Source organism: Pseudoclavibacter sp. RFBG4 (assembly GCF_002931515.1).
GTDB lineage: Bacteria > Actinomycetota > Actinomycetes > Actinomycetales > Microbacteriaceae > Pseudoclavibacter.
Map to the genome: position 1 here is coordinate 1 of NZ_PSYC01000020.1, position 25,602 is coordinate 25,602.

24 protein-coding genes and 1 tRNA gene are annotated in these 25,602 nt (G+C 66.2%); 18 read left to right on the top strand and 7 right to left on the bottom strand.

All coding sequences use genetic code 11. The features are described 5' to 3' along the window. The first annotated feature begins 341 nt into the window (after positions 1-341). Positions 342-418, top strand: a tRNA-Met gene (locus tag C5E10_RS05035). Positions 419-567: 149 nt separating this feature from the next. On the opposite strand, the gene C5E10_RS05040 is transcribed toward C5E10_RS05035, so the two are convergent. Beyond that, positions 568-1,662 carry an IS1249 family transposase gene (locus C5E10_RS05040; RefSeq protein WP_146080156.1) on the bottom strand — a complete coding sequence of 365 codons (1,095 nt, stop codon included), beginning with the start codon at positions 1,660-1,662 and terminating at the stop codon, positions 568-570. Between the two features lie 241 nt (positions 1,663-1,903). On the opposite strand from C5E10_RS05040, the gene C5E10_RS19080 reads away from it, so the two are divergent. The 3 genes from C5E10_RS19080 (at position 1,904) to C5E10_RS05050 (ending at position 3,000) form a co-directional block, all read left to right on the top strand. After that, a complete protein-coding gene (locus C5E10_RS19080) occupies positions 1,904-2,044 on the top strand; it encodes a hypothetical protein (protein ID WP_181062646.1) in 141 nt (46 codons plus the stop codon). A 172-nt stretch (positions 2,045-2,216) separates the two neighbouring features. Then, positions 2,217-2,678 (top strand): hypothetical protein, encoded by a 462-nt coding sequence (locus C5E10_RS05045; protein ID WP_146080157.1) that lies wholly within the window; start codon positions 2,217-2,219, stop codon positions 2,676-2,678. Positions 2,679-2,715: 37 nt separating this feature from the next. Beyond that, positions 2,716-3,000: a hypothetical protein gene (locus C5E10_RS05050; protein WP_104330715.1), complete on the top strand. Its 285-nt coding sequence runs from the start codon at positions 2,716-2,718 to the stop codon at positions 2,998-3,000. 783 nt (positions 3,001-3,783) lie between these two features. On the opposite strand, the gene C5E10_RS05055 is transcribed toward C5E10_RS05050, so the two are convergent. Beyond that, positions 3,784-4,164, bottom strand: a complete 381-nt coding sequence (locus tag C5E10_RS05055) for a hypothetical protein (RefSeq protein ID WP_104330716.1) — start codon at positions 4,162-4,164, stop codon at positions 3,784-3,786. On the opposite strand from C5E10_RS05055, the gene C5E10_RS18800 reads away from it, so the two are divergent. From C5E10_RS18800 to C5E10_RS19535, 7 genes are all read left to right on the top strand, one after another. Beyond that, positions 4,163-4,342 (top strand): hypothetical protein, encoded by a 180-nt coding sequence (locus C5E10_RS18800; protein WP_146080158.1) that lies wholly within the window; start codon positions 4,163-4,165, stop codon positions 4,340-4,342. The genes C5E10_RS05055 and C5E10_RS18800 overlap by 2 nt on opposite strands. Before the next feature lie 255 nt (positions 4,343-4,597). Next, positions 4,598-4,909 (top strand): lactococcin 972 family bacteriocin, encoded by a 312-nt coding sequence (locus C5E10_RS05060; protein WP_181062647.1) that lies wholly within the window; start codon positions 4,598-4,600, stop codon positions 4,907-4,909. A 75-nt stretch (positions 4,910-4,984) separates the two neighbouring features. Then, a complete protein-coding gene (locus tag C5E10_RS05065; RefSeq protein ID WP_146080159.1) occupies positions 4,985-5,605 on the top strand; it encodes a hypothetical protein in 621 nt (206 codons plus the stop codon). Between the two features lie 536 nt (positions 5,606-6,141). After that, positions 6,142-6,705 (top strand): hypothetical protein, encoded by a 564-nt coding sequence (locus C5E10_RS18805; protein WP_146080160.1) that lies wholly within the window; start codon positions 6,142-6,144, stop codon positions 6,703-6,705. After that, positions 6,696-7,325 carry an ABC transporter ATP-binding protein gene (locus C5E10_RS05075; protein WP_104330720.1) on the top strand — a complete coding sequence of 210 codons (630 nt, stop codon included), beginning with the start codon at positions 6,696-6,698 and terminating at the stop codon, positions 7,323-7,325. Before C5E10_RS18805 ends, C5E10_RS05075 begins: the two co-directional genes overlap by 10 nt. Further along, entirely contained in the window at positions 7,322-8,395 is a 1,074-nt protein-coding gene (locus C5E10_RS05080; RefSeq protein WP_146080161.1) for a hypothetical protein, read from the top strand. Before C5E10_RS05075 ends, C5E10_RS05080 begins: the two co-directional genes overlap by 4 nt. Before the next feature lie 294 nt (positions 8,396-8,689). Beyond that, positions 8,690-9,670, top strand: coding sequence for a ScbA/BarX family gamma-butyrolactone biosynthesis protein (locus C5E10_RS19535; protein ID WP_104330722.1), 981 nt, complete (start codon positions 8,690-8,692; stop codon positions 9,668-9,670). Here C5E10_RS19535 and C5E10_RS05090 read toward each other — a convergent pair. Beyond that, positions 9,591-10,232 carry a ScbR family autoregulator-binding transcription factor gene (locus tag C5E10_RS05090; RefSeq protein WP_104330723.1) on the bottom strand — a complete coding sequence of 214 codons (642 nt, stop codon included), beginning with the start codon at positions 10,230-10,232 and terminating at the stop codon, positions 9,591-9,593. The genes C5E10_RS19535 and C5E10_RS05090 overlap by 80 nt on opposite strands. Positions 10,233-10,294: 62 nt before the next feature. On the opposite strand from C5E10_RS05090, the gene C5E10_RS19540 reads away from it, so the two are divergent. Together C5E10_RS19540 and C5E10_RS05100 are read left to right on the top strand one after the other, a co-directional pair. Continuing rightward, the gene (locus tag C5E10_RS19540) at positions 10,295-11,188 is read left to right on the top strand and encodes an NAD(P)-dependent oxidoreductase (RefSeq protein WP_104330724.1); all 894 of its coding nucleotides are present in this window, start codon (positions 10,295-10,297) and stop codon (positions 11,186-11,188) included. 845 nt (positions 11,189-12,033) lie between these two features. Then, on the top strand, positions 12,034-12,924 hold the full coding sequence (locus C5E10_RS05100) for a DUF817 domain-containing protein (RefSeq protein WP_104330725.1): 891 nt from the start codon (positions 12,034-12,036) through the stop codon (positions 12,922-12,924). Here the strand turns inward: C5E10_RS05100 and C5E10_RS05105 are convergent. Beyond that, a complete protein-coding gene (locus tag C5E10_RS05105) occupies positions 12,921-14,450 on the bottom strand; it encodes a cell wall metabolism sensor histidine kinase WalK (protein ID WP_104330726.1) in 1,530 nt (509 codons plus the stop codon). The two genes, C5E10_RS05100 and C5E10_RS05105, sit on opposite strands and share 4 nt — an antisense overlap. Continuing rightward, positions 14,447-15,226, bottom strand: coding sequence for a response regulator transcription factor (locus C5E10_RS05110; protein ID WP_104298569.1), 780 nt, complete (start codon positions 15,224-15,226; stop codon positions 14,447-14,449). Before C5E10_RS05110 ends, C5E10_RS05105 begins: the two co-directional genes overlap by 4 nt. Positions 15,227-15,337: 111 nt before the next feature. Here C5E10_RS05110 and C5E10_RS05115 point away from each other — a divergent pair, with 111 nt between their 5' ends. Further along, positions 15,338-15,967 carry a GNAT family N-acetyltransferase gene (locus C5E10_RS05115; protein ID WP_181062649.1) on the top strand — a complete coding sequence of 210 codons (630 nt, stop codon included), beginning with the start codon at positions 15,338-15,340 and terminating at the stop codon, positions 15,965-15,967. Here the strand turns inward: C5E10_RS05115 and dnaE are convergent. After that, positions 15,886-19,239: a DNA polymerase III subunit alpha gene (dnaE, locus tag C5E10_RS05120; RefSeq protein ID WP_104330728.1), complete on the bottom strand. Its 3,354-nt coding sequence runs from the start codon at positions 19,237-19,239 to the stop codon at positions 15,886-15,888. The two genes, C5E10_RS05115 and dnaE, sit on opposite strands and share 82 nt — an antisense overlap. Positions 19,240-19,246: 7 nt before the next feature. Then, positions 19,247-19,531, bottom strand: coding sequence for a hypothetical protein (locus C5E10_RS05125; protein WP_104330729.1), 285 nt, complete (start codon positions 19,529-19,531; stop codon positions 19,247-19,249). A gap of 179 nt (positions 19,532-19,710) precedes the next feature. Between C5E10_RS05125 and C5E10_RS05130 the strand changes: the two genes are divergently transcribed. The 4 genes from C5E10_RS05130 (at position 19,711) to C5E10_RS05145 (ending at position 25,600) form a co-directional block, all read left to right on the top strand. After that, complete coding sequence (locus C5E10_RS05130) at positions 19,711-20,859, top strand: mandelate racemase/muconate lactonizing enzyme family protein (protein ID WP_104330730.1); 1,149 nt, start codon at positions 19,711-19,713, stop codon at positions 20,857-20,859. Positions 20,860-20,983: 124 nt separating this feature from the next. Beyond that, the gene (locus tag C5E10_RS05135; RefSeq protein ID WP_181062650.1) at positions 20,984-22,300 is read left to right on the top strand and encodes an MFS transporter; all 1,317 of its coding nucleotides are present in this window, start codon (positions 20,984-20,986) and stop codon (positions 22,298-22,300) included. After that, positions 22,297-24,807: a glycosyl hydrolase gene (locus C5E10_RS05140; protein WP_104330732.1), complete on the top strand. Its 2,511-nt coding sequence runs from the start codon at positions 22,297-22,299 to the stop codon at positions 24,805-24,807. The genes C5E10_RS05135 and C5E10_RS05140 overlap by 4 nt, the downstream gene beginning before the upstream one ends. 106 nt (positions 24,808-24,913) lie before the next feature. Continuing rightward, on the top strand, positions 24,914-25,600 hold the full coding sequence (locus tag C5E10_RS05145) for a FadR/GntR family transcriptional regulator (RefSeq protein ID WP_104241564.1): 687 nt from the start codon (positions 24,914-24,916) through the stop codon (positions 25,598-25,600). The last annotated feature ends 2 nt before the right edge of the window (positions 25,601-25,602 follow it).

Sequence of the window (25,602 nt, forward strand, 5' to 3'; positions counted from 1 at the left end):
CGTCAGGGGACTCCTGAACAGCACTTACCCACAACTCTCTGCCCGGTGGTGGGGCCGACGAGGCGGGGCGGCGGCTCGGGGCTGGGATGCGGGGTTGGGATGCGCGGTTGGGCTGTGTCGCGAGCGGGTGGTTCTCGCGCGGGGCGCGACGCGCCCGGGATGCATCTCGTGGCGGACGCGGCAGCGAGAATTCGCGCGAATCCGAGCCATTTCGGCCCTGATGTCGGCCTGCGGAGGAGCCTGCGGCAGGTGTCTCGTGCCCCCGACACGCCGGTTTTTCCGCGGAAGTAGGGGCCGGAGTTGCACGACGCTAGGACCGCTGGTAATGTTTTCTCTTGTGCCGCGGGGTGGAGCAGTTCGGTAGCTCGCCGGGCTCATAACCCGGAGGTCGTAGGTTCAAATCCTGCCCCCGCAACCAGATCCGCACAAGTTGGGATTGCTCGAAAGAGCAAAATGTAACTGCGGCACAAGGCCCGCTTCCTCTCGAGGAAGCGGGCCTTTCGCATGCCCCCGCCACTGCGCGAAGAGGGGCTTATGGGACAAAACGTGTGGATGAGTTTGCGCGTGTCATGATCGTCCGGCCCAGCCTGTCCGGCTCCAGAGGCCTTCCTCGGCGCTGAGGGTGGTGTCGTAGAACGCGACCAGGGCGCCCTGTTCGGGAGCCTCATCGGCCGCGGCGCCCGGCGCAGGGATCACGGAGTGGACGGTCTTCGGGATGAGCGTGTAGGCCTGCTCGGTGGTGAGCTCGCGCGTGTAGGGGAACCATTCCGCGGCGCGTTTCATGTGGGCCTCGCTCATCCCGCGGTGGCCCGGCAACGTGGTGCGGATGCCGTTGTTGATGCCGCCCTCGAGCGGGCTCGTGGTGCGCGCGTTCCCGTGGGACACGAACGTGAACAGATGCCCGCTGCCGGAGAGGCGGCTCAGCAGCAGCCATGCTTTGCGGAGTCGGTCGTGGGTCCACCACTTGCTCCACCCGTCGGTGGAGCGTTGCTTCGTGAGCTGCCCGTGCTGCTGCCACCAGGCTTGCAACCCCAGCTGCCAAGCAACGGCGGTGTCCGCGTCGACGACCCGGGAGAGCGCCCTGGAGAGCTTCAGCAAGTCCCGGCCGGCATGGGTTCTCGGGCGCAACGTGAGATGACGACGCACGTTCATCTGCACGTGAAAGATGCAGCGCTGGATCTTCGTGTCCGGCCAGCAGGAGCGAGCGGCCGACGCGAACCCGGCCCCGCCGTCGCAGACCACCACCAGAGGAGCGGGGATGCGCGCTAGGAGCGCCGTCCAAGCGGCCGCTGACTCGCGGGCGCACCACTGCCACGCCAGTACCTGCAGGTTCTCGGTGACTGCGATCAGCAGACACCATGAGCCGATATCGATCCCATCGACCAGGACAACGCGATGGTGTGTCTCGACCGGGCCGAGTGTTGGCTCGACCTCCCAGCACCAGGACGTCTCCCGGCGCAGCGAGCGGCCGACCTTCGTGTTCGTGATCTCCTGCCGGGATCGCTTCCCGAGGATCCACTCGAGAAACTCACGCAGCTCGTTCATGCGCGCGAGGTCAGCTCGTCTCCTGACCGATGAAGATCCGCAGCTCAGGCACCGCCACCGCTGGGTCCTGCCGCGGTCTTCCCGTTCTTCACGAGCCGTTGCCCGCCTATCAAACAAGTCGTCGTGTTGGTGTCGTTCGCCACGGTTGAGGGTCCCGGACTGAGACCACCCCTCGACACGCCTGCAACGGCGGGCCTAGATCAAGATCCCATACACACGTTCTGGCCCATAACCCTCTTTTGCGGAGGGGAGCCTGCCAGCACAGCTGGCTCGGGAGCTTCTTCGACAGAGACATGGACCTCAGACGCAGGTGCAGACCCACTGCGAGATCAAACTTCCGAAAGGCACGGTATTCGCCATGGCTGGACCCTCTCCATCGCTCGAACTCCACAACGCTCACTCGCCGCGCGACGGCGGCCACGGCTCCCGCGTGCACTTCTTCACGAACGAGCTCGGCACTTTTCAGCTCGAGATCTGCGAAGTCTGCTCGTTCATCTAGAGCTATTGCCTGCACGAGAAGACTGCGTGGGAGGCTGACGGCACGGTGCTCCGGTGCCAATTCTGTGGCTTGGACGGCACCTGATCAACGACAAGGCACGCACAACCACAACGCCCCGGTACTTCGGTATCGGCGCGTCGCTGTTCTTCCCAACACCAACACCAACACCAACATGAAGCAGCCAACGGCCAGCGCAGCTGGCCCATGGCTGTTTCGAGAGCGGCACCTCCTTGGCGCTCAGACCACCACCTCACGGAGTGGCACCCTCATCATGCGCACCACGGCATTCATCGACAAGCTCGGCAACGCGGGCACGATCGACGACCAGATCATCATGGCTGTTCTGGGTCACGGCCTGATGGGCCTCCCGGAGCTCGCTGTCGCCACGGTTCTCGACATCATCACTCGAGGAACCAGCCCGGTCGCACCCCAGGTCTCGCTCCGCGTGCGCATCAACGTTGGCGGCGAGTCGATGCCGATCGAGCCGCACGACGTCATCGTGCTCTCAGCAGCTGCCGGAGCCCCAGTCCAGCCTGAACCGGCTGCCATGAACTGCGAAGTGGGCCGCGCTCAGAACTCCTGCCAGCGCACGGACCGGCACTGCGCTGCGTGCCCAGCTCAGGCTCAGGAATAGCCGCCACCCCGAAAGCAGGTTCACCAGCATGGAAATCATGGACCGTACTCACCTGAGCGCAGAGCTGGGTTCGCTGCTTGCAGCGGTCGACATGCGCTCGCTCCCGGCGATCCTCACCGAGATCGCCGACTACCAGAGCTACGTCGTCTTCGACACCCCGGCACAGGTCACGCTCGACCAGATCGCCCGTGGCATCCAGGATGCCCGGCGTGCGCTGGAGGAGCAGGGGACTCCGACCACGAGCGCGGCGCTTCGCGGCCGCGCAGCCGCATCAGCGCTGCGTGCTCTCGGGTTTCCCGACATGATCGTGCTCTATAGCTGAAGATTCAGTTCCTGGACGGATGGTGCTGGCGAGGGTCATTACTGACTGAAGAGCAGCGGAAGCAGAGCTCCCACCGGGGAAGGGATTGAGAGAAGGAGATCCGGAAGGACACTTCGATCCTGGACTCGGCTTCGCTGAGACAGCGATGGCAGTTGCGCAGACCGGTTACAGGTCCCGATGCCCTCGACACGAACAGAAGTGGGACCAGAACGCGCTGCGCCGCCCTGGACCGAGCAGAGAGTTGTGGACCCGCAGAGCGGGCAGCAAGCGCTCGATGCAGACCGTGGGGGACAGCTTGATCCGCTGTCCCTGAGCCCCGACGTGAGATGGAGAAATCCACCGCGTCGGGGCTTCTTCTTTTTCGAGTCGCATCGGGCGGGTGCAGAACAATCAGGCGCGAGTCATCACGCCAGAACCCTCTGCATCATCCCCTCAGAGCAACAGCGACCGCACCAATACCAGCGCGCTGTCGAGGGCTGAGAAGGCAGCTGGGACCAGTGCGTCAGCGCGGCCATGACCACCGGTGTCATCTCCGGCGCTGTCGGAGGTGCGATCGCGGCGGTGCCGTTGCGCTGCTGGTCGACTGCGGGGTCAGGCCCTTCACCTCATCTCGGAGAATGGTGAATGATGTTTCACTCAGTGAGGTGCCCACTGGGTATCGGCACGATAGGCGTTGCCGTCGTTGGCTGAGGCCCGTTGGCGCGCTCGCAACCCCAGCGACGAGTTGACTGGGTCCAGACCGCAGTCGGAAGTCGGAAGGCGGACGACTCCACGATGGGGTCACTACAGCCACGCGGCGTCCTTCATCTCCAAGCGCCTGTCGCGGGCCAAATGCATGAGTGCCACCGGGCCCGGCAATCGCTGCTTACAGGTCGTCGTTGCCTTGACCTCGGAGGCAGCGGTTCTCGCAGAGGCACCCTCCGGGTGTGGTGAGTCCTGCTCAGAGAATACGAATCGCTGGGTCTTCTCGGCTCTTCTAAAGAGGTTGGGGGCGCTGCCATCGCGTCCCGAAACTCGACCGGCATCAGGTGAGGATGTGACCTGCGCGACGAACACCATGACCATGCGCACCTGATCTTCCTGCTTCAGATCAACTCGCTGCGCGACACGCTCGGTCTGTCGTTCGCCACGCTCGTCGTGAACATTAAGTAGCATCGCGATCATGGATGAATCACAACTCCCAATGGAAACGCCTAGGGCAAAGAGGCGCAAAGTGCAGATGTTCGCACTGGTCACCACTGCCGTACTTCTCGTGTTCGGTGTGCTCGTGGTGAGTGGAGGTGCACGACAGATCGTCATCCTCGTGCGAGACGCCGCCAATGCTCTGGGGATTCTCGGTTAGCTGGGACACCAGTCGACCGGTAGGTATTTATAACGGATTGACATCAAGGTACTGCCCTTGCGGGAAGGATCACGGTTGTGTAACGAATGGTCAACCTGCCTCTCGTGATGTTATTTCACAGTGACAGGATGGCGATCCCCCGCCTGCTAGCGTCCTGATTCTGGGGCGATTGAGGCGCGGTTTTCTGCGCGGCATGCCTCAGGAGTCTGTTCAGAAATGAATCGACTAGTCGATTCTCGGCAAAGGGGGAACAACATGCAAATCAGGAAAGTGGCACTCTCCGTAGCGCTGGTGCTCGGCACGGTGGCTGGTGTTGGGTCGGTCGCGACCGTGGCCAACGCCGCGGTGGAGTACCCGTCAGGGGGGACCTGGTACTACGGTGCCGACGGGACGAAGTCCTACTCGCACTACTACAACAACACGAAAACCCACAAGGCCACGGCCTGCGGGGCCTACGACGCCTCCGGCTGGTGCGAGTACTCGGGGTGGAAGACGCGCGGTGTGGCGGCGATCGCCAACCAACCGGTGAAGATCTCTGGCAACACTGCCCACTGGGACGTTCAGTAATCTCGAATGAGCGAGGCGGTGGAGTAGATCAGCTTCACCGCCTCGCTGTGTCGGGCACGATCAATTTGGGGATATATGACCTACATGCGACGAAAAATAGCTGCTGTGCTTTGCGCCGGTACAGCTATGTTCCTGGCTAGCTGCACTGCGACTCAAGTAAGCGAACAAGCTCCAGAGGATATTGCGTCCGTCAGTACAGATGGTTTCAGGGGGGCCTACGCTGCAGAATTCGCATACAACTCGTCGACTGCGCCAAATGATCAGATCAGGGCGATCCTGTCCGACAGTGATATCACGGAAATCGAGTTTAACGAGGTGCTGATATCATTCAAACACTGCGTCAGTGACTTCGGATATGACATTCGCGACTACAAATTCGACGGGTCTTATGGTGTTGATTTTGCGGACGGTGAGGATACAGCGCTGGTGAACAGTCGAGTCAACGACTGCTCGAAATCCAGTGGCGAAGCGCAAGTTGGCTCGCTCTACACTTGGATAAATCGCAATCCCGAACGCCTTGACGAATCTGAGATCGTTGCTCAATGTCTCGTTGCTCGGGGCACTGTCGAGAACGGGTTCACGGCAGCGGACTACGACGCAGCACTCATGAGCGACTCATTCCCATATGTTGACACCGAACAAGGCCCCGATCTCCTCGTGGAATGTCAGGTTGATCCGCTCGGCCTCAGTCGGTGAAAGTGACACGAAGCGGTTCACAGAGGCCCAAACGGCCTCGTGGGCTGTGGATTCTCGTTGGACTCGGACTCGCCATCGCGCTTTCGGTCGGACTCGTCGCCGGGATGTTGCTTGTTCCTGACCAGCTGCCGGCGGGTGCCGTTCTTGGGCCTCCTGACGAACAGCAAGTTGTGCAGCTCAGCGAGACGGCCGTCACGGACACACGAACGGTGGGACTTGTCCTCAGTGCTGGGAGTGCGCAGGAAGTTCGCGCCCCCGTGGGCGGGATTGTGACTGGGTCGACGTGCGCGCCCGGTGATCGAGCCACCACCGGCACAGTCTTGGTTCACATCAGCGGTAATCCGCTTCTCAGCCTCCACACAGACGTACCGCTGTGGCGCGACCTCCAAGTCGGGGATCGCGGCGACGACGTCACGGCCGTGCAGACCGCGTTGGCAGGGCTCGGATACAACATCACAAGTGACGGTGTCCTTGGACGAGAGTCAGTTCGAGCCGTTGCGGCCCTTCTCGATCTAGGAACGGCCGAAGCTGCGCAGATGACCACTATTCCTCGCTCCAGTATCGTGTGGCTCCCGAGCGACTCAGTCGCCGTGGGGGAGTGCGCCGTCGAAGTCGGAGAGACGCTGACAGAAGCTGAACCCCTGATGTCTACGGTCGCGGGTTTGTCGACGGCGCGACTCAATAACGTCCCCGCTGACATGGTTGCGGGCGATCGTGTCGTGGTGGTGGGGGAGCAGAGCGTTGCGGTCGACGGCGGATCCTTTAGCGCGGAATCCTTGGGAACCTTGGCGTCGACCCCTGAAGTGATTGCTGCGCTCGAATCGGCGAAGGCAGCTCAGACGCAAACCGCCGGAGCGGACGGCATCCAGATCGACGTCGCGTTGCAGCTCGCCGAGCCTCAGACAGCCTGGGGAGTGCCTGCCACGTCGGTGACGGGGCTCGAGGGCATGAACGGATGCGTCTGGAGTGACGGGCAGGGGTATCCGGTTCATATTGTCCTCTCGCAGCTCGGAAAGGTCTTCGTGGGGTTCGAAGGCGATCCGGACTCCGTTCCTTCTTCTGTTGAGGTTCGACCCGACGTGACGCGCGCATGCCAGTGAGCTCCGACTTGCAACCAGCGAGTGTTTTCGAGCTCGTTGACGTCTCCCACAGCTTCCAACCGAACCAGCCGCTGTTCCGTCCTTTGAACCTAGAGTTCGCAGCCGGCCGTGTGTACGGACTTCTCGGGCCGTCCGGATCGGGCAAGTCCACGCTGCTCGGAATTATCGCCGGGCAGGTGCGTCCTGCCCGCGGCAGGGTCGTGGGTTGTGAGAACCTCTCCGTGGGGTGGGTGTTCCAGAACCCATCGGGAGCGGCCGGGCGGTCGGCGCTGGACCACGTGACACTGCCAATGCTTGCTCGCGGCCAGCGTCGATCGGCTTCCAATGCCGAGGGGCTGAGACTGCTCGCTCGGTTCGGCTTGCTCAAGCAGGCACGAACGGAGTTCCGACACCTCTCCGGAGGAGAGGCTCAGCGCCTCTTGCTCGCGCGTGCAGTTGCCTACGCACCGGACGTGTTGTTGGTCGACGAGCCAACCGCGCAGCTTGACCTGCGATCAGCACAGCGGGTCAACGACATTCTCTCCGAAGTGAGCTCAGGCGGCAGCGTCGTGATCGTTGCGACGCACGACCCGCACACCGCGGACCGATGCGATGAGCAAATCAGGCTGAGGCTGCCGTGACGATGCGCACGCGTGAACTCCTCCGCGAGGCATTTCGAAACACGCGGTCCCGGACGAGTCTCCCCGTGGCCCAGTTTGTGTCCTTGCTTCTCGTGGTTGGCCTGCTCGGTGCGCTGGACGGACTGAGTGTTGCGAATGCCGTGGGTGCATACCGCGCGTTCATCGCTTCCGGGGCGACCGTCGCCACTGCGACAGGAGAGGGCTCGTTCGACGGACGCGAGTGCGAGATCATTTCGGACCTTGACTCGGTACGCATTTCCGGCGCAGCGCGCGAACACGGCACAGTGACCTTTGACCTCATGCCGTCGAACCCCGTACCGCTCTGGGAGGTAACCCCTGGATTTGCCCGGTTGCTGACTGGCGACGTCACCGTCCCGACGTCTGGTCTTCTGCTCGCGGAGCAAGTTGCAGAGTCGATCGGTCGAGGTCCTGGCGACACGGTAGGAGTCAGTGGAGGGGCTGCAAGCATCGGTGCGCGCTACCAGTATCCCGATGACGGACGAATCCCCGGCTTCGGCTGGGCCGTCCTGTCGATCGTGCCAGCGGTCGGCGAGTTCGATCAGTGTTGGGTCGATATCCCCTCGTCGGAGCCCTCGCTTGCTCTGCTCCCGCTCGCCGCCGGAAAGGCAGGGAAATCTGCGGACGTGAGCGTTGCGCAGCTGAACTCCACACTCGGAGGGCACTTCGATCTCGAGGTGCGGCTTGAGGAACGACCGACCAGGATTGCACCATGGCTCTCACTGCTTCTTGCGGGCATCGTCTCCCTTGTCGTAGTGCGTCTCCGACGGGTACAGATGGCGTCGGTGCTGCACGTCGGGGTATCCCGTCCCGCACTGCTGCTGCAGACGCTAATCGAGACTGTCATTGTCACGACCCCCGCCGCGTGTCTCCTCTCCGTGGGGTGCGTCTTATTCGCTTCGCACGCTGACCTGCTGGAACCGTGGGTGCTCCTCGGGCCTCTTCTGAAGGTCGTAACTGGGGCGTTCGACGGCAGCATGCTCGGGGCGCTCCTGGGCGCGTTCGTCGTGAACGAGCGAGTGCTCTACCGTAGCTTCCGAGATAGGGCGTGACACTCCTTCACACTGGTGCAGTTTGACCAGTATTCCACTTCGCTTGTCGTCGAGTCTCGAGGACACTCAAAACCGATTCCACGACCTGGTTTGGATGATCGTGGTGGTACATCGGGCCACCGCTCGGCTACTGTGACGTTCCTTTGACATGCCAGCTAGGCCTGCGAGTTGCTGATGTCTTGTCTCTTCGATCACCCGTGCTCGAATGATCGCGACTCAGCATCAGAGGCGGCGGGCTGTTCAAAACCGGCCGCCCGGTATATTAGTGTGCAGGCACTCGAATAGGGGATCACCATGTCTGTCCAACAACACAGCCCGGGGTTCGACTCAACGGTCGACCGGGCCTTGGTTCATCGCGCATCGACGGCGGAGGTGTTACCCACCTCGTTCTCCAGGCTCGGGAAAAACGCCTTCGTTGCTGGTCTGCAGTGGCCGCGTCGCCATTGCTTCTACCAGCCGGAGCGTCTGGACTCAGCGCTCGTCGCCGAGACCATTCGACAGATCACGGTACTGACCCTCCATGAAGGGCTCGGCGTCCCCCTCGATCACAAGTTCCTCATGTCCGGGTTCGGCTTTCGGATACCTCACACATCGCCGCGTCTTGTGCGACGGGCAGCGCCGGTGGAGCTCATCGCCCGCATCAGGGAGTCCGACGTTCGACGACCAGACAGTCTGCTTCGCGGAGCACGCGTCGACGTCGAACTCGTCACGACGGCCGGAGACCTCGTCGCCGAGGGATATGGTGTCGCGCGAGTCTGCACGGCCTCGGCCTACGCTCGGCTCCGCCGCAGCGAACAGGCAGACATGATGGGAGAGACCACACACATCAGCAGGCTTGAACCGCACCTTGTGGGGCGTCAGAACTCCAGCGACGTCCTGGTCTCGAACGCAGATCTCGGCGCGCCACGCGCTGTCCAGGCAGATCTCAACCAGCCGTACTTCTTCGACCATGCGCTTGATCACGTACCGGGGGTAGCTCTGATCGAGGCGCTCCGGCAACACGCCTGTGCAGATCGAGGTCAGCCGCACCTCGACTTCCGGCAATTCGACGCGACATTTCTGAAGATCGTCGAGCATGCGCCACTGGCGACGGTCGAAAATAACCCCGACGCCAAGGATGAGTTCCTCGTCGTCCAGCGCGGGTCAGTCAGCGTGCGGGCTACAGCTCAGTTTCGGGACGTCGAGCGCTCCAAGGTCACCCGGTCCGCAGGAGTATTCTCTGCGCCTCAAGCAGACGCTCGTCCACTTGCTGCGTCGGGACAGACGCTCGGATGAGGACCTCCCAGAGATCCGCAATGCGGCCCGGTAGATCCTGCCGCCCGCTGAAGGACTCCGATACGAGTTGCAGACCCGTAAAACACGGGATGAGGAGATTGGCGAACGTCTCCGGCTTTGTGCCTGACGTGAACGCCCCGACCGCGACCGCCTCCGTCGCGAGGACAGCGAAGGTGTTGATCCAATCCTCGTACGGCTTTCGCACCGGCGTCTCGAGTGTTCCGGAATCGGTCGTGAGCTGAATGCCGGCTCGAACGATGGGGTCCGACATTAGTTTTCGTGCCAGGTCTTCGCACAGGCGAACCATCTTGGTAACCGGATCCGCAGCGGAAGCAAGAATAACCAGGGCGTCAGTCTGGACGACAGCATGCTGCTGCTCGATGAGCGCGACGGCCAACGATTCCTTCGAGGGGAAATGGAAGTACAACGCGCCTTTCGTGACGTGCGCGTCTTCGCTGACGCGAGCGAGGCTCATGTCCGAGTACCCCGAGGACTGGATCAACACGGCTGCTGCCTCAAGGATCCTTGCTCGAGTCCGCACGGCCCGATCTTGGCGAGGCATTCAACTTCCTTTCCGTTCCTGGGCCACCAGGCCCTCGACACCCTGAGGGACTCTACAACCGAATGGCCTTAGAAATCGCAGTAGCCGGTGCGAATGGTTTTACGGGACGGCACGTCACGAGAGCGCTGAAGGAAACCAGGGCCTGCCACGTCGTCGAACTCGTGCGGCGTTCTCATAACTTACAACCGTCCGGATTCGATCTCCGCGACCGTTCGTCGATCACCGCGGTGTTGGGTTGGCCTTCGGTAGTCGTTCATGCTGCGTCGTATGTGGGCAGGGACGCCGAGGCGGCTCTCGCCGCGAACGTTGAAGGAACCAGGAACCTTCTGACCGTGGCTCGGGAGCGAGGAGTGCGTCGCTTTGTGTACGTCAGTACGGCCGCGGTCTACGGGCGGGGCCCATTCCGAGGTCTCACCGAAGAGCAGAGCGTGGTTGCTCCCTCGTCGTTGTTGAGCGCCACGCGGGCCGCGGCCGAGCAGGCGGTCCTGGAAGAAGGCGGCATCGTTGTGCGACCACACCTGGTGCTCGGTGCCGGCGATCGCTGGGTGCTCCCCACGGTTGCTCGGCTGCTCTCGACCCTCGGCACACACATCGACAATGGCGTCGCGTTGCACTCAGCGGTTCATGTCCAGGAACTCGGAAGGGCCGTAGCCTGGCTTGCTACACAACCAGACATCGAGCCCGGGCCGTACCACGTGGGTGCGAGTGCGCCGATCACGGCTCGAGAGTTCAGCGTCTGGGCTGAGGCCGCGGGTCTATTGAAGCCGACCGAGGGGTCTGTGTCTTTGGGGAAAGCTCACGGGATCCTGTCGGGGGATCAGTCCCTCAATAGCTCGGCGACACTGCTCGGGATTGACCATGTCTTCGATGTACAGAGGCTGGAACGGGCGGGATACCGAGGTGCCGTGGCTCAAACTGCACTGGGCGAGGCGGACCTGGCCTGGTACCGAAGCTAAGCGCAGCGGTGAGAGCCGAACGGATTCGCCGAGTCTCCTACACAGGTGCCCCGGATTCGGTATTGGTTGCCTGACACACGTACCGGGCATCGGCTACCACGACCAGTGCGGACATCTCCATGGGGCAAAGCTGGGGGAACTGCTTTTGGCTCACATGACGAGCTGGATAAGGGGGCGGCCTCGCCTCCGTTGCGGGCTCCTCGAGGAACCGCGCGCTCGACGACGCGATCGCTGGCACCAGGAGAAGGTCCGTGCGAAGCGCGACACGGACCCGGCCAACCTCTCAGGCCTCCGGAGTAGAACCGAAGAACTCCACGCCGAAGCAGGGATTTCCGAGCCCAAGAAGGCGCACAAAAGTACGCAAAGGCTCCGAACCTTGTAGGTCCTGAGTGATCCCGCCACTGCCGCTCATTCGGTTCGAAACTGCTGGCTGACCTGGGATAAGTGTCGGTTTTGCTGGGCAACGCAGGTGCGGCGTCATATAACCCGGAGGTCGTAGGTTCATGTCCTGCACCAGGACACTGCACCAGGACACTGCCCCCGCAACCAGATCCGCACAAGTTGGGATCCCTCGAAAGAGCAAGATGTAACTGCGGCACAAGGCCCGCTTCCTCTCGAGGAAGCGGGCCTTTCGCATTCCCCTACCACCGCGCGAAGAGGCGTCCACTGACCGGCTCGAGATCCCGGTCTCAGCAGATAATTCCCTTCCCCTCTCCCCGTCCCCGTCGACGCGGACGGTTCCCGGGCGTCATGGCCAGCCTCAGGGGGCTCGCGGACACGTGCCGCTAGTGTCGGCCATTCGACGTGCGCCGATCGTTGGTGCTGGAGGAGAACGGCGGTTCCGGGTGGCCAGATTCACGAGCCTCGAGCAGCGCATCGACGACGTCGCGGGGCGCCTCCTCGAGCGTGCCCCCGCACACGGCCTCAGGGCCGGCCTCGTCGAGTTCCTGGTCTTCGGGCTCAAGCAAGCCTGGGCGTGCGTCTTCGGGGCGCTCATGCTCGTCGTGATCCTCGCCGCGAGACTCTGGTATCCGGACGATGCGCTGCTTGCACGCAACGATGCCCTCGTCATCGCCGCCGTCGCGATCCAGATCTTCATGGTCTTGGCGAGGCTCGAGACCGGCCGCGAGCTGCTGGTCATCCTCGCCTTCCACGTCGTCGGCACGGGAATGGAGCTGTTCAAGACGAGCGTCGGCTCGTGGAGCTACGCGTCAGGGGGAGTGCTGCACATCGGCCCCGTGCCGCTCTACACGGGCTTCATGTACGCGGCAGTCGGCTCGTACATGTGCCGCGTCTACCGGCTCTTCGACCTTCGGTTCTCCAGGTACCCGCGCATCTGGCTCACCGTGGTCGCGGCCGTGGCCATCTACGTGAACTTCTTCACGCACCACTACGCCTACGACTTCCGGTACGTGCTCCTGGTGTTCGTTGCCGTGCTGTGGGGCCGCACGTGGATGCACTTCCGCGTGTTCCGGAGGACGCTCCGGATGCCGTTGCTCGTCGCGTTCCTGCTCGTCGCCCTGTTCATCTGGTTCGCCGAAAATATCGGCACCTTCGCCGGTGCGTGGGTGTACCCGAATCAGGAGCACGGCTGGGAGCTCGTGTCGATCGCGAAGCTCCTCTCGTGGTTCCTGCTCATGATCATCTCCGTGGTGATGGTCACGCTCGCGTACCCGCCGAGGCCGCCAGGTGGCGGGGAGGGCGCTGAGCCCGTGTCTCGCGAGGTGGCCGGCTAGTCCCAGGCCTTGGCTGCGGGGATCCGCACGATGAAGGCGGCGCCGTCCTCGGACTCGACGGCGATCTGCCCGCCGTGCGCCTCGACGATGGACTTCACGATCGCGAGTCCGAGGCCAGTGCTGCCGGACGCGCGGGTCCTCGCGGAGTCGCCGCGGGCGAACCGCGAGAAGAGATCCTGGCGGAGCGTCTGGGGGATGCCCGGCCCATCGTCGCGAACGATGAGGACCGCCTCGCGCCCCGTCGCCGACGCGGCCGCGAGCTCGTAGCGCACGGAGACGTTGACGTGCGTGCCCTTCGGGGTGTGCAGGCTGGCGTTGGAGAGCAGGTTCACGACGATCTGGTGGAGGCGCTCCCAGTCGCCGAGCACCGAGACCTCGCTGGGCGGCACCGTCGCGCTCCAGTGGCGGTCGGCGTCGCTCGCCTGCGCGTCGCTGACGGCGTTGATGACGAGCTCGGACAGGTCGACGGTGTCGAACTGCAGGTCCTGCCCCTCGTCGAGGCGGGCGAGCAGGAGGAGGTCGTTGACGAGCGAGCTCATGCGAGTCGCCTCGGACTCGATGCGGGCGAGGGACCGCTCGGTCGTGTCGGGCAGCGACGCCGAATCCTGCCGGGTGAGCTCCGCGTATCCCTGGATCGCGGCGAGCGGAGTCCGCAGCTCATGGCTCGCGTCCGTGACGAAGCGACGCATCCGCTGGTCTGCCGCGGTGCGCACGGCGAAGGCCTCGTCGACGTGCGCGAGGAGCTTGTCGAGTGCCTCGCTCACCTTGCCGACCTCGGTGCGGGGGTCGATGTCGTCGAGCTTCACGGCTTTGCGGAGACCGACCTCGCCAGAGGCGAGGGGCATCTGCGCGACGTTCTCGGCGGCCGTGACCACGCGCGACAGGGGACGCATCGCGACTCGCATGACGAGCGCGACGAGGAGGACGATGAGGCCGATGCCGAGCGAGGAGAGCACGAGCGTGAGGACGGTCTGGTTGAAGGTCGCGTCACGGGCGGTGTCGAGGGAGACGGCGGAGATGAGCGCGTAGCTCGGGTCGCCGTCCCACTCGTGGATCATGACGCGGAAGTCGCCGGCGGCGTCATCGAGCTTGATCGTCTCCAGCAGCGAGTGCTGGGTCGCGAAGCCGGGCGACTGGACCAGTGCCGTGAGCTCGTTCTTGATGGTCTGGTCGCATTCGACCGCGGAGGTCTCGCTGAACGATGCGGAGTCGATGATCTCGCCGTCGTGGGCGAGGGCGATGATGGTGCCTGGCGCGTGGCCGACGAAGTTGACGAGGGGCTTGACCTTCGGTGCCGCCGAGTCGCCCATCTTCGAGGGGTGCGGATGCGTGCCCGGGACGTCGACGCGGTACTTGTCGACGGAGTTCTCCAGCACCGACATGGAGGCGGCGAGCTGCGTGTTGACGACGCTCGTGATGGCGGAGTTGAGGGTGACGACGTTCATGATGCCGATCGCGCTCATCACGAAGGCGACGACGAGGGTGACGCCGACGATGATGCGCGCGCGCAGCGTCCACGGCCTCATTCTGCTGGCCTGATGACGTAGCCGACGCCGCGCACCGTGTGGATCATGGGGGTGCGTCCGGCGTCGATCTTCTTGCGCAGGTAGGACACGTACAGGTCGACGATGCTCGCCTTGCCGGCGAAGTCGTAGTTCCAGACGCGGTCGAGGATCTGGGCCCTGCTGAGGACCCGCTTCGGGTTGCGCATGAAGTAGCGCAGCAGCTCGAACTCGGTGGTGGTGAGCGCGACGGGGTCGCTGCCGCGGCGCACCTCGTAGCTGCTCTCGTCGAGGAAGAGGTCGCCGACCCGCAGCTGGGAGGCGTCGTCGGCGACCGCCTCACCGGCGCGCTGGATGAGACCGCGCAGTCGGGCGACGAGCTCCTCGAGGCTGAAGGGCTTCGTCATGTAGTCGTCGCCGCCGGCGGTGAGCCCGATGATGCGGTCGTCGATGGAGTCCTTCGCGGTGAGGAAGAGCACCGGTGTGGCGTGTCCCTGACCTCGGAGGTTCCTGAGAATGCTGAGGCCGTCGATGTCCGGGAGCATGATGTCGAGCACGACGACGTCCGGCCGCTCGGCGGTGAACTTCGCGAGCGCATCCCGGCCGTTGTTGGCGACGTCGACCTGCCACCCCTCGTAGGAGAGCGCGAGGCTGACGAGGTTCGTCAGGGTCTCTTCGTCGTCGACCAGCAGCACGCGGATGGGGGTGCCGTCTGGGCGGTGGAGTCGGGGGAGCTGCGCGAGGACCGCCCGACGGCGACCGGGCTCGATGATCGGGTCAGCGGCGGCGGAATCGGGCATTCCTTCATCGTGTCATGGGAACGGGGTCGTGGCGCGGTGTTCGCTGCTCCTCATAGGAAGCTCAAATCTTCTCTCACGCGGAGCATGAGAGGAGTTCGTAACCTGCGACGCATGACACTCCAGCGAATCCAGCAGCCCGACCTCGGGAGCCGTGCGCCGGGCGTCAAGAAGGACTTGCAGGGTGGCCTCTTCCACCGTCCCCGTTTCCTCCGCGGCCCACGCACCGAGCGTCCGTTCGACGCGCCCCAGCTGTTCACGGAGCGCCTGGTGCTTCGCCCCCACGACGTGCGTGACGCGGAGGCCTGGCACGAGATCGTGTCCGACGCCGAGGTCGTCCGCTACCTGCACTGGAAGCAGCGCGACCTGACGGAGGCGACCGAGCATCTGAGCCGCCGCACGACGCACACGCGCCTCTGGCAGGCGGGCGACTTCATGGCCCTGGCCGTCGAGCACGACGGCAAGCTCATCGGGGACGTGTCGGTGCACCTGCGCGACGTCGAGCCCGAGCACCGCTCTGCGGAGCTCGGCTGGATCATGCACCCGGGATGCGCGGGGCAGGGCTTCGCCACCGAGGCGGCTGATGCGCTGGTCGAGTATCTGCGCGACTACGTCGGCGTGAAGCGCGTGCTCGCGGTCATGGACCTGGAGAACGAGGCGTCCTACGCGCTCGCGAGGCGCCTCGGGCTGGCGGAGGTCTCCCGTTCGGACGACTCGAGGACCACGGCGCTCGACCTCGTCTGAGTGGTTCCCGCGGCACCGGACGCGGACATGAGCTGCGCGACCTCGAGGAGGTCCCACGCCATGTCGCCCGTCACGGAGATGCCCTTGGCGCCCGATCGGCGAGTCTTTCCCCGCGCCAGCATGTAGTGCGTGCGGAACACCCGGTTGCCTGCACGCTCCTGCGCGTCGTGGAAGAACACGATCTGCGAGAGTCCGGTGCTGTCGTCGAGGGAGACGAACACCGTGCGCCGCCCGCCACGCATGGGCGGGGTGTTCGTGGCACGCCGTACCCCCGCGATGAGCACGTCGGTGCCGCCTGGCAGGTCCATGAGCGAGCTCGCTGGAGTGACTCCGAGCTGGCGGAAGAGCGGGAAGAAGCGCTCCATCTGGTGCCGGCTCACGCCCAGGCCGAGCTCCTGCAGCTCCAGGTCGGTCTGCGTCTTCCCATGCAGGTCCATGGTGGTCACCCCGCGAAGCTCCGGGATGGGCAGGGGGAACGCGAACGCCTGCTGGTGCTCCGGCACTCGCGTCGGCGTGCTCGTGAGCGAGCGGATGAACGCGAGCAGCTCGTGCCGCCTGCGCGGCTCGTAGTCGATGAACACGTCGAGCGCCCCCACTCTGGCGAGGGAGTCGAGCGTGCTTCGGCGTGGTCGGACACGAGCGCGGAAGTCGGCGAGCGAGTCGAACGGCTGGTGCTCGGCGACCCTGTCGCGTTCCGCCGATGACATACCGCGCACATCCGCGAGGGACATGCGAACCCCGTCGCGTCCATCCGGGAGCGGCTCGACCGTGTACTCGAGGCCTGAGCGCTGCACGTCGATCGGGAGGAGCGGGATGCCCAGATGCCTCGCCTCGGCGATGATGAGGTCCTTGCCCCACATGCCGGGGTCGTGAGTGAGGAGGCCCGCCCAGAAGTGCGCGGCTCGATGGGTCTTGAGCCAGGCGCTCTGGAAGGTGGGCAGGGCGAACGCGGCGCCGTGGGCTTTCGCGAAGCCGAAGCTGCCGAAGCCGGCGAGCACCTTCCATGACCGGTCGATGATCTCTGGCGGGAACCCACGCTCTGCGGCCTTTCCGCGCACGAGCTCCTCGATGCGCGGCACGAGCTCGGGTTTCGCGAGCCAGCGACGGTACACGTCGGCGAGTTCGAGGCCGCACCCCGTGAGCTCGTCGAAGATGCGCATGACCTGCTCGTGGAAGACGACGACGCCTTTCGTCTCGAGCAGGATCGGCTTGAGCCTCGGATGGATGTAGTCGGGCATCACCTCCCCGTGGCGGGCCCTGAGGAAGTGGAGGGGCATGTTGTTCTGCATGGGGCCAGGGCGGAACAGGGAGATGTCGATGACGAGGTCGTTGAACACCTCTGGCTGCAGCTTGCCGACGAGCTCCATCTGCCCCGGGCTCTCGACCTGGAAGATGCCGAGGGTCTTCGTCGAGCGGATGGTCTCGTAGGTCGCCTCGTCGTCGAGGGGAAGCGCATCGAGGTCGAGTTCCTCGCCGCGGGTGCGCTTCAACTCCTTCACGGCGTGGGCCATGGCGCTCTGCATGCGCACCCCGAGGATGTCGAGCTTGATGAGCCCCATCGGGTCCATGTCGTGCTTGTCGAACTGGCTCATGGGCAGGCCGATCCCCGACATCTGCACGGGAGTGCGGTCGAGGAGCGAGACGTCGGAGAGGATGACCCCGCACGGGTGCACGGAGATGTGCCTCGGCAGGGAGTCGAGCCGCTCCGTCGCCTCCACGAGCACCTCGAGCTGCCGTGAGCGACGCACCTCCTCCGCGAACTCGCGCAGCTCGGGCTTCTCGGCGAGGGCCTGCCTGAAGCGCTTCGCGGAGAAGCGCCACAGCTCCTTGGCGATGCGGTCGACCTCGCCGTCGGCGAGCCCGAGGGCGAGGCCCGCGTCGCGGACTGCGCCCCTCGACCCGTAGGTGTTGACCATCGACATGAGGGTGACCCGCTGCCCCCCGAACTCGTCGAAGATGCGGTGGTAGACGCGGTGGCGCTCCGCGCTCTCCACATCGAGGTCGATGTCGGGGAGCGTGCGTCGCTCATCGGAGAGGAAGCGCTCCCAGATGAGCCCGAGGGAGACGGGCTCGACGTGGCTCGTGTACAGGAGGTAGTTGAGCAGCGATCCGACGCCTGAACCCCTGGCCTGCACCCGGACCCCCATCTCCTTGATGAGCTCGACGACGTGCGAGACGGTGAGGAAGTAGGGGGCGAAGCCCAGCTTCCGCACCGTCCTGAGCTCGTGGGCGAGGCGCTCCTGCAGCTCCCGCTCGTGGGCGGCGGATGCACCCGGGTAGCGGGCCGGGATCGCGGCTTCCGCCTTCGCCCTGAGCACCTCGAATGGGTCGCCGTGGATGCCGAAGCGGGTGACCTCCGGCATGCGCGGGGTGCCGATACCCGCATCCCGCTCCAGGTCGATGATGCAGCTCTCGGCGAGCAGCCTCGTCTGGGCGAGGAGGTCGTCGGCGGCCGAGGCTGCGTGCCCGCCGGCATCTGCCACCATGCGCGCGACCTGCCGCATGAGGTTCGCCGGCTTGAGCCAGGCCTGCGCCGTCGGGGCCAGCTCGATGTCGTCGAGTGCACGCCTCGCCCGCACGGCATCGGCGATGTCGACCGTCGCCGCCTCCTCGGGGGAGGCGTAGCGCACGGCGTTGGTGAGCACTGCCCGCAGCCCGGATTCTGTTGCGAGGCCCAGCATTCGCGTCGCGACCGTGACCGACCCCGGGGTGCCAGGCTCGGCGAGATGGCAGACGATCTCGACGACGAGCGAGGCGCGGGGGAGCCCATGTCGCCAAGCACGCAGACGCTCTCTGGCCAGACCCAGCTGGGCAGCTGAGGCCGCCGTGCCGACGTCGCTCGTCGGGCCGAGCAGGACGGTGAGTCTCGTCGCCCCCTCGTCGGTGGAGGCGAGCTCGGCCAGGCGGGCGAGGGGGATGCTCGGCTCGTGGATGCGCGTGGCGGCGCTCGCGGTGGTCTCGTGGGCGGCTGAGACGGCCCGACAGAGCGATGCGTACCCGGAACCGCCGTCACCGCCGGCTGCGAGCACGACGACCCGGCCGAGGGGCTCGCCTCGCTCGTCGTGCACGGCGAGCTCGCTGCCGAGGACAGCCCGAAGGTTCGCGGTCCGGCATGCGAGGAGGTGCTTGACCGCGCCGGAGATGCCGTCGCGGTCGGTGAGTGCGAGCGTGTCGAGGTCTCGCTCGGCGGCTGCCTGGGCCAGCACCTCGGGAGGGGAGACCGCATAGTGCGCGCTGAAGCCCGACGAGACGTGCAGGTGCGGGAAGCTCATCGCGTCGTCACTCCCAGCTCAGGGCGAGTCGCCAGCCGCCGGGGGCGCGACAGAGGTCGTACAGGTGTTCCCCGTGCTGTTCACGGGGGCTGTCTCGAACGGCGGTGACGCGCCACAGCTCCTGGTCGATGCGAGTGGGGGAGGAGTCTCCGTGCCACCACGGCGGGAGTCTGCGGAAGTAGGCCTGCGGCTGGCCGGTGACGATGTAGAGGAAGCGCTGCCACACGAAGGAGGTCGGCTGCCCGTCGCCGCTGATGGCGACCTCGATGGTGTCGTCGATGACGGTCGGCATGGTTTCCCCCTTCGCTTCTTCGAATCTGTATTCGAACGTGTATCCAGCGTAAATCGCACCACCGACAGTGGCAACCGCAAGCCTCAGTCACAGGATGAAGGTGGGGAGTTCAAGCTAGACAGATTCCAAATCTGTCTGATAGCTTTCGGGAAGAACGTCACCCTCAAGGACGAAGGACTATGACTCACACCCCAGACGCCACCAGCTCGGCAGACTCCATCCGCTCCATAGAGCTGTCCACGCTCCGCCTCCCGCTGGCCACTCCGATCTCCGACGCGAAGGTCTTCACGGGGAGGCAGAAGCCCATGACGGAGGTCGTCTTCCTCATCGCCGAGATCAAGACAGCGCAGGGCTTCTCCGGCCACGGCTTCAGCTACTCGAAGCGCGCCGGCGGCGCCGCCCAGTACGCCCACGCCCGCGAGGTCGCCGAGGCCGCGCTCGGCGAGGACCCGAACGACATCCAGAAGCTGTACTCGAAGCTGCTCTGGGCCGGAGCATCCGTCGGCCGCTCCGGCGTCGCGACCCAGGCGCTCGCGGCACTCGATATCGCGCTCTACGACCTCAAGGCGAAGCGGGCCGGTCTGCCCCTCTCGAAGCTGCTCGGTGCGCACCGCGACTCGGTCCGGACGTACAACACGTCAGGCGGGTTCCTGAACGCGTCCCTCGACGAGGTCCGCGAGCGTGCGACGCAGTCGATCGCAGAGGGCATCGGCGGGATCAAGGTCAAGGTCGGGCTGCCGGACGCCGCCGAGGACCTGCGCCGAGTCCGCGCCGTCCGCGAGCACATCGGCGCGAGCGTGCCGCTCATGGTCGACGCGAACCAGCAGTGGGACCGCGCGACCGCGCTGCGCATGGGGCGGCGCTTCGAGGAACTCGACCTCGCGTGGATCGAGGAGCCGCTCGACGCCTACGACGCCGAAGGGCACGCCGATCTCGCACGCGCGCTCGACACCCCGATCGCGACGGGGGAGATGCTCGCGTCGGTCGCCGAGCACCGGCAGCTCATCGCCGCGAGGGCCTGCGACATCATCCAGCCGGATGCGCCCCGCATCGGCGGGATCACGAACTTCCTGCGCCTCATGACCCTCGCCGACGAGGCGGGCCTCGACCTCGCCCCGCACTTCGCGATGGAGATTCACCTGCACCTCGCCGCGTGCTACCCGCGAGAGCCGTGGGTCGAGCACTTCGACTGGCTCGACCCGCTCTTCGAGGAGCGCCTCGAGACGCGCGACGGGCGGATGCTCGTCCCCGACCGCCCAGGGCTCGGCTTCACCTTCAGCGGGCAGGCCCGCGCCTGGACGACCGAGAGCGTCACGCTGACCGCCTGACCGCCTGAGCGGACACCACCACTTCCTCGGCGCGCGTCGCCGAGGCCATGAGTTCGACTGCGCGGCCTGAGCCGTGCGCTTGCCGACGATGTCGTCGGCGATACTGACAGAGAGGTCCTCGAACATGTCCAAGAAGCCAATGTCCACCCGCAAGATGTGGTGGATCGCACTCATCTCGGGAATGGCGTCCTATATCGACGCCGCCGCGATGACCTCGAGCGGGACGGCCCTGGTGCTCCTCAAGGACACCCTGGCCCTGACCCCGGAGACCATCGGGGTGCTGTCATCGGCGCTCACGTTCTCGGTTGCCATCGGCGCGCTCTTCGGCGGGCGGCTCGGCGATCTGCTCGGCCGCAAGGCGGTCTTCATCGCGACCATGGTCATGATCGCCGCTGGTTCGGCGCTGCTGGTGTTCGTCGAGGTGTTCCCCGGGCTGCTCGCCGGCATGATCCTCGTCGGGCTCGGCGCGGGCGCTGACCTGCCGGTCTCCCTCGCCACGATCTCGGAGATGGCCAAGTCCGGGCTGCGCAGCAGCATGATCGGCTTCACCCACTTCCTCTGGAAGATCGGCAGCATGGTCGCGCTCGGGCTCGCCACCATCGTCGGCAGCATGGGCCAGCTCGGGGCTCAGATCCTGTTCGGGCACATCCTCGTGGTCACCCTGCTGACGCTCGTCGCGAGGTTCGCGGTTCCGGAGTCGACACTGTGGCTCGAGCAGCGCGAGGCGGAGAAGGCGGGTGCCACGAGCCGCTCGGATGCGGCGCTCGGGTGGAGCACGCTGAAGACGCTCCTCAGGGCGCCCTTCGCGAAGTACTTCATCGTGCTCGCCGTCTTCTACACGCTCATGAACCTCGGTTCGAACACGGTGAGCCAGTACGGGGCCTACATGTACACGGAGGTTGCCGACTCCACGGTCCAGGTCTACTCGACGGTGAAGCTCATCACCATGTTCCTCGGCGCGATCCTCGTCCTCCTGTTCATGCGGATCGTCGGGACACGGTGGCGCATGAGCTGGTTCGTGGGAGGCGCGATCTGCACGATCACGGCCATGTGCGTTCCGCTCGTCTTCGGCGTGACCGAGTCGACGCTGAACATCATGATGTTCCTGTGGCTCATCGGCACCGTGTTCGCTGGGGAGGGCATCATGAAGATCTGGACCCAGGAGTCGTTCCCGACCCTGCTGCGTTCCTCAGCGCAGGGCGCGATCATCGCCATCGCGCGATTCGGCTCGTCTGCGCTCGTGCTCGTCACTCCGGTCGTCCTGGCGACCGGCCCCGGGGCGCTCTTCGGGTTCCTCGCTGGCTCCTGCCTCGTCGCGGTGGTCCTCGCCTTCGTGGTGTTCGCGCGCCAGCGCACGACCGTCATCGACCAGGAGGAGGCGGACGCCGCCGCCGAGCAGAGCGCATCCGCGGACCGGGCGCGCCTCGAGGTGCGGGGATGAGCGGCACGATGCAGGAGGCCGTGCAGGCGCTCCGGGGCGAGACCGGTCATGCGGCACCGCTCATGCGCTGGTGGTGGTTCTCGACGCACGTGAGCGAGGCGGCGATCGACGCCGACCTGGACGCCATGCTGGCCGCTGGGATCGGCGGGGTCGAGCTCGCATTCGTGTACCCGGTGGATGAGGGCGGGCTGCGTTTCGGCGATCCGGAGTTCCTCTCGCTCGTGGGCTTCGCCGCGCGAGGGGCGCAGCGGCGGGGGCTGCGCTTCGATCTCACGCTCGGCGCGGGATGGCCGTTCGGCGGGCCGCACATCGACGCGTCGACGGCAGCTCGGGGGCTCCACTGGGAGCGGATCGAGCTCGCACCCGGCGCGACCGAGCTCGTCTTCCGGCCCTCGTTCGACGGTGATGCGCTGGTGAGCGCCTACGTGGGCGCCGGCTCCATCCAGGAGCTGCCCGCAGAGTGGGTGCTCGCCGAATGCGGGGAGCGCATCCACATTCCGGCCCTGGGCGGCGGCCCGCGTGTTCTCCTGGTCGCGGTCTCTCGCCTCACCGGCCAGAACGTGAAGCGCGCGCCCCGCGGTGCCGAGGGGTTGGTGCTCGATCACTACTCGGCGGTCGCCGTGCAGGCGCACCTGGAGGCGGTCGCGACGCCGCTCCTGGCCGCAGCGGAGGCCACGCGTGTGCACGCGGGGTTCTGTGACAGCTTCGAGGTGTACGAGTCCGATTGGACGGCGGAGCTTCCCCGGGAGTTCCTCGCTCGACGGGGCTACGACCTGCTCCCGGAGCTCTGGCAGCTGGAGATCGACGGCGCCGGTACCGCTCGAGTGCGCACCGACGTCATGACGACGCTCAGGGAGCTGTTCGAGGAGCACTTCGTGCAGGCGTTCGGAGAATGGGCGCACGGACACGGCCTGCTCTTCCGCGCGCAGTGCTACGGGGAGCCGCCCATGCTCATGAGCAGCTATCGCGACGTGGATCTCATCGAGGGTGAGGGGTGGGGATGGCAGCGATGGACGAAGAACGCGTGGGCGGTCTCCGCGGCCGGCGCCTACGGCAGGTCGCCCGTGTCCTCGGAGACGTGGACCTGGGTGCATTCCCCATCGTTCCGGGCGGGGCCGGCCGACCTCCTGGGGGAGGCCTACGAGCATCTGCTGAGTGGCGTCAACCTCCTCGTCGGCCACGGCTGGCCGCTCGGAGGAGCGCTCGGTCACGGACAGCCGGTGTTCTACGCGTCCGGTGCTCTCGACTCGAGGAACCCGTGGTGGCCGGTCGCGCGTGAGCTGTTCTCTGGGCTCGCTCGCGTGAGCGCCGTCCTCCAGCTGGGCGAGCGGATCGCGCAGGTCGCCATCTACCATCCGGTGGCCGAGCTGCTGGCGGGTGCCGAGGGGGAACGCCCGTTCGACCTGTGGCGGCAGACGCGTCGCTTCGTGGACGACGAGTTCGTCTCTGCGGTGCGCACCACCGGCCTCGACTACGACCTCGTCGACGACGCGCTCCTCGAGGTCGGCGGCGCAGACCGCTTCGAGGTGCTGCTCGTGCCGGCGGGCTGCGTGCTCTCCGCCGCCGCGGCGCAGCTCCTGTCGTCGGCGGGTGTTCGCGTGGTCCACCTCTCGGCGTCCCGCGGCCAGGAGCGGCGGGCGGAGATACGCGCCGCCGTGCACGGGATGGTCCCGCCGCTCGCGACGAGCGCACCGGACACCGTCGGGGTCACGACCCGCCAGCTCGAGGGCTCGCGCATCTCCCTGCTGGTGAACACCGGGGAGCGTTCGGCCGACGTCGTGCTGGACCCCTGCGACGACAGCACGCTCACCGTGTGGGATGCCGTCTCCGGGCGGAGACGAGCGGTGGTGAGGGACGACGCCAGCCGTACCGTGCGCCTCGGTTCCTACGAGGCCGTGCTCGTCGGCCAGACGGTGGGGCCGGGGCAGGTGGGTGTCGACGAGCTGGAGACGACCGGCCCGGTGCTGGGCCAAGACCAGGAGGAGCCCCTCGCGGCAGGCTGGTTCGTGCGCACATCCAGCGGACGTCGGCCCGTCACGCTGCCCCACACGTGGGAGGACGACCCGGAAGTCGCCCACGGCGACGAGCAGCTGGTGTACGAGACGACGGTGGAGCTCGTGCGCCCCGCCTCCGCTGCCCTCGACTTCGGCGACGCCAGCGTGCCCGAGGTCAGGGCCGAGCGTCGCGAGAACTCCTTCGCGCTCCCGGCTGACCCGCCTGTCGGCGCGGCTGCAAGCGTCGAGGTGGACGGCCTGCCCTTGGGGAGCGTCTGGCGGGCGCCCTACTCCGTCCAGCTCGGACGGCTCGCCGAGGGGCGCCACACGATCACGGTGACGGTCTCCTCGCTCGGGGTTCGAGTGGCCGCGGCGCGGGCGATCGATGGGACGAGCCCCGCGGCGCGAGCCGCGAACGGCGTCAGGTTCCGAGTGCAGGATGCGAGCCGAAGGCGGGACGGGGTGCGCTCCGGCATCCTCCGGGTGCCGACCCTGCGGCTCAGCGCTGACTGACGCGCGTCGGACGCGCACCGTCGCAGACTGCGCCCCAAGGAGCTTCCTCCCCGAGGCCCCCGCCCGCCCCGCGCGACGCCCGGGCGAGGGATGGCACGATGTGTGCATGAGCATGACGCGCGCCGAGGAGATCGCCAAGGTCCTGGCTGACCGCATCGTCGAGGGAAGCATCGCTCCCGGCGACCGGCTGCCGAGCGAGGGCGGCCTCGTCGAGGAGTTCGGGGCGAGCCGGAGCGTCGTCCGCGAAGCGCTGCACCGCCTGCAGTCGCGCGGCCTCGTGCGCACGCGTGTCGGATCGGGAAGCTACGCCCTCACCCCTCCCGTCGCGACGACGGGCGACGACTGGCTGGGCGCGCACTCCGAAGCGGAGCGCGCAGAGCTCCACGCCTTCCGAATCGCCGTGGAGGTCGAGGCCGCCGCGCTCGCGGCCCGCTCCCCGTCAGCGCAGGAGATCGCCGAGATCGACGCGGCCCTCGCCTCCCTCGCGAAGGCGAGCCTGCCGAGCGAGACCGTCGACGCGGACTTCGCCTTCCACCGTGCGATCGCCGCCGCGTCCGGCAACCGCTACTTCCTGACGGCCCTCGACCGGATGGGCGCGCGCGCCATCATCCTGCCTCCCGCGCGCATCTCCGACGTGGACCGCAACGCGGCCGAGGCTGCCGCAGTCCTCGCCGAGCACCGGGCTGTCGCCGACGCCATCCGCCTCGCCGACCCCGTCGCTGCCGCAGCGGCAGTGCGCACCCACCTCGCGGCGTCCACCGCGCGCCGAGCCGCCCGCGGCACCGGCTCCTGACT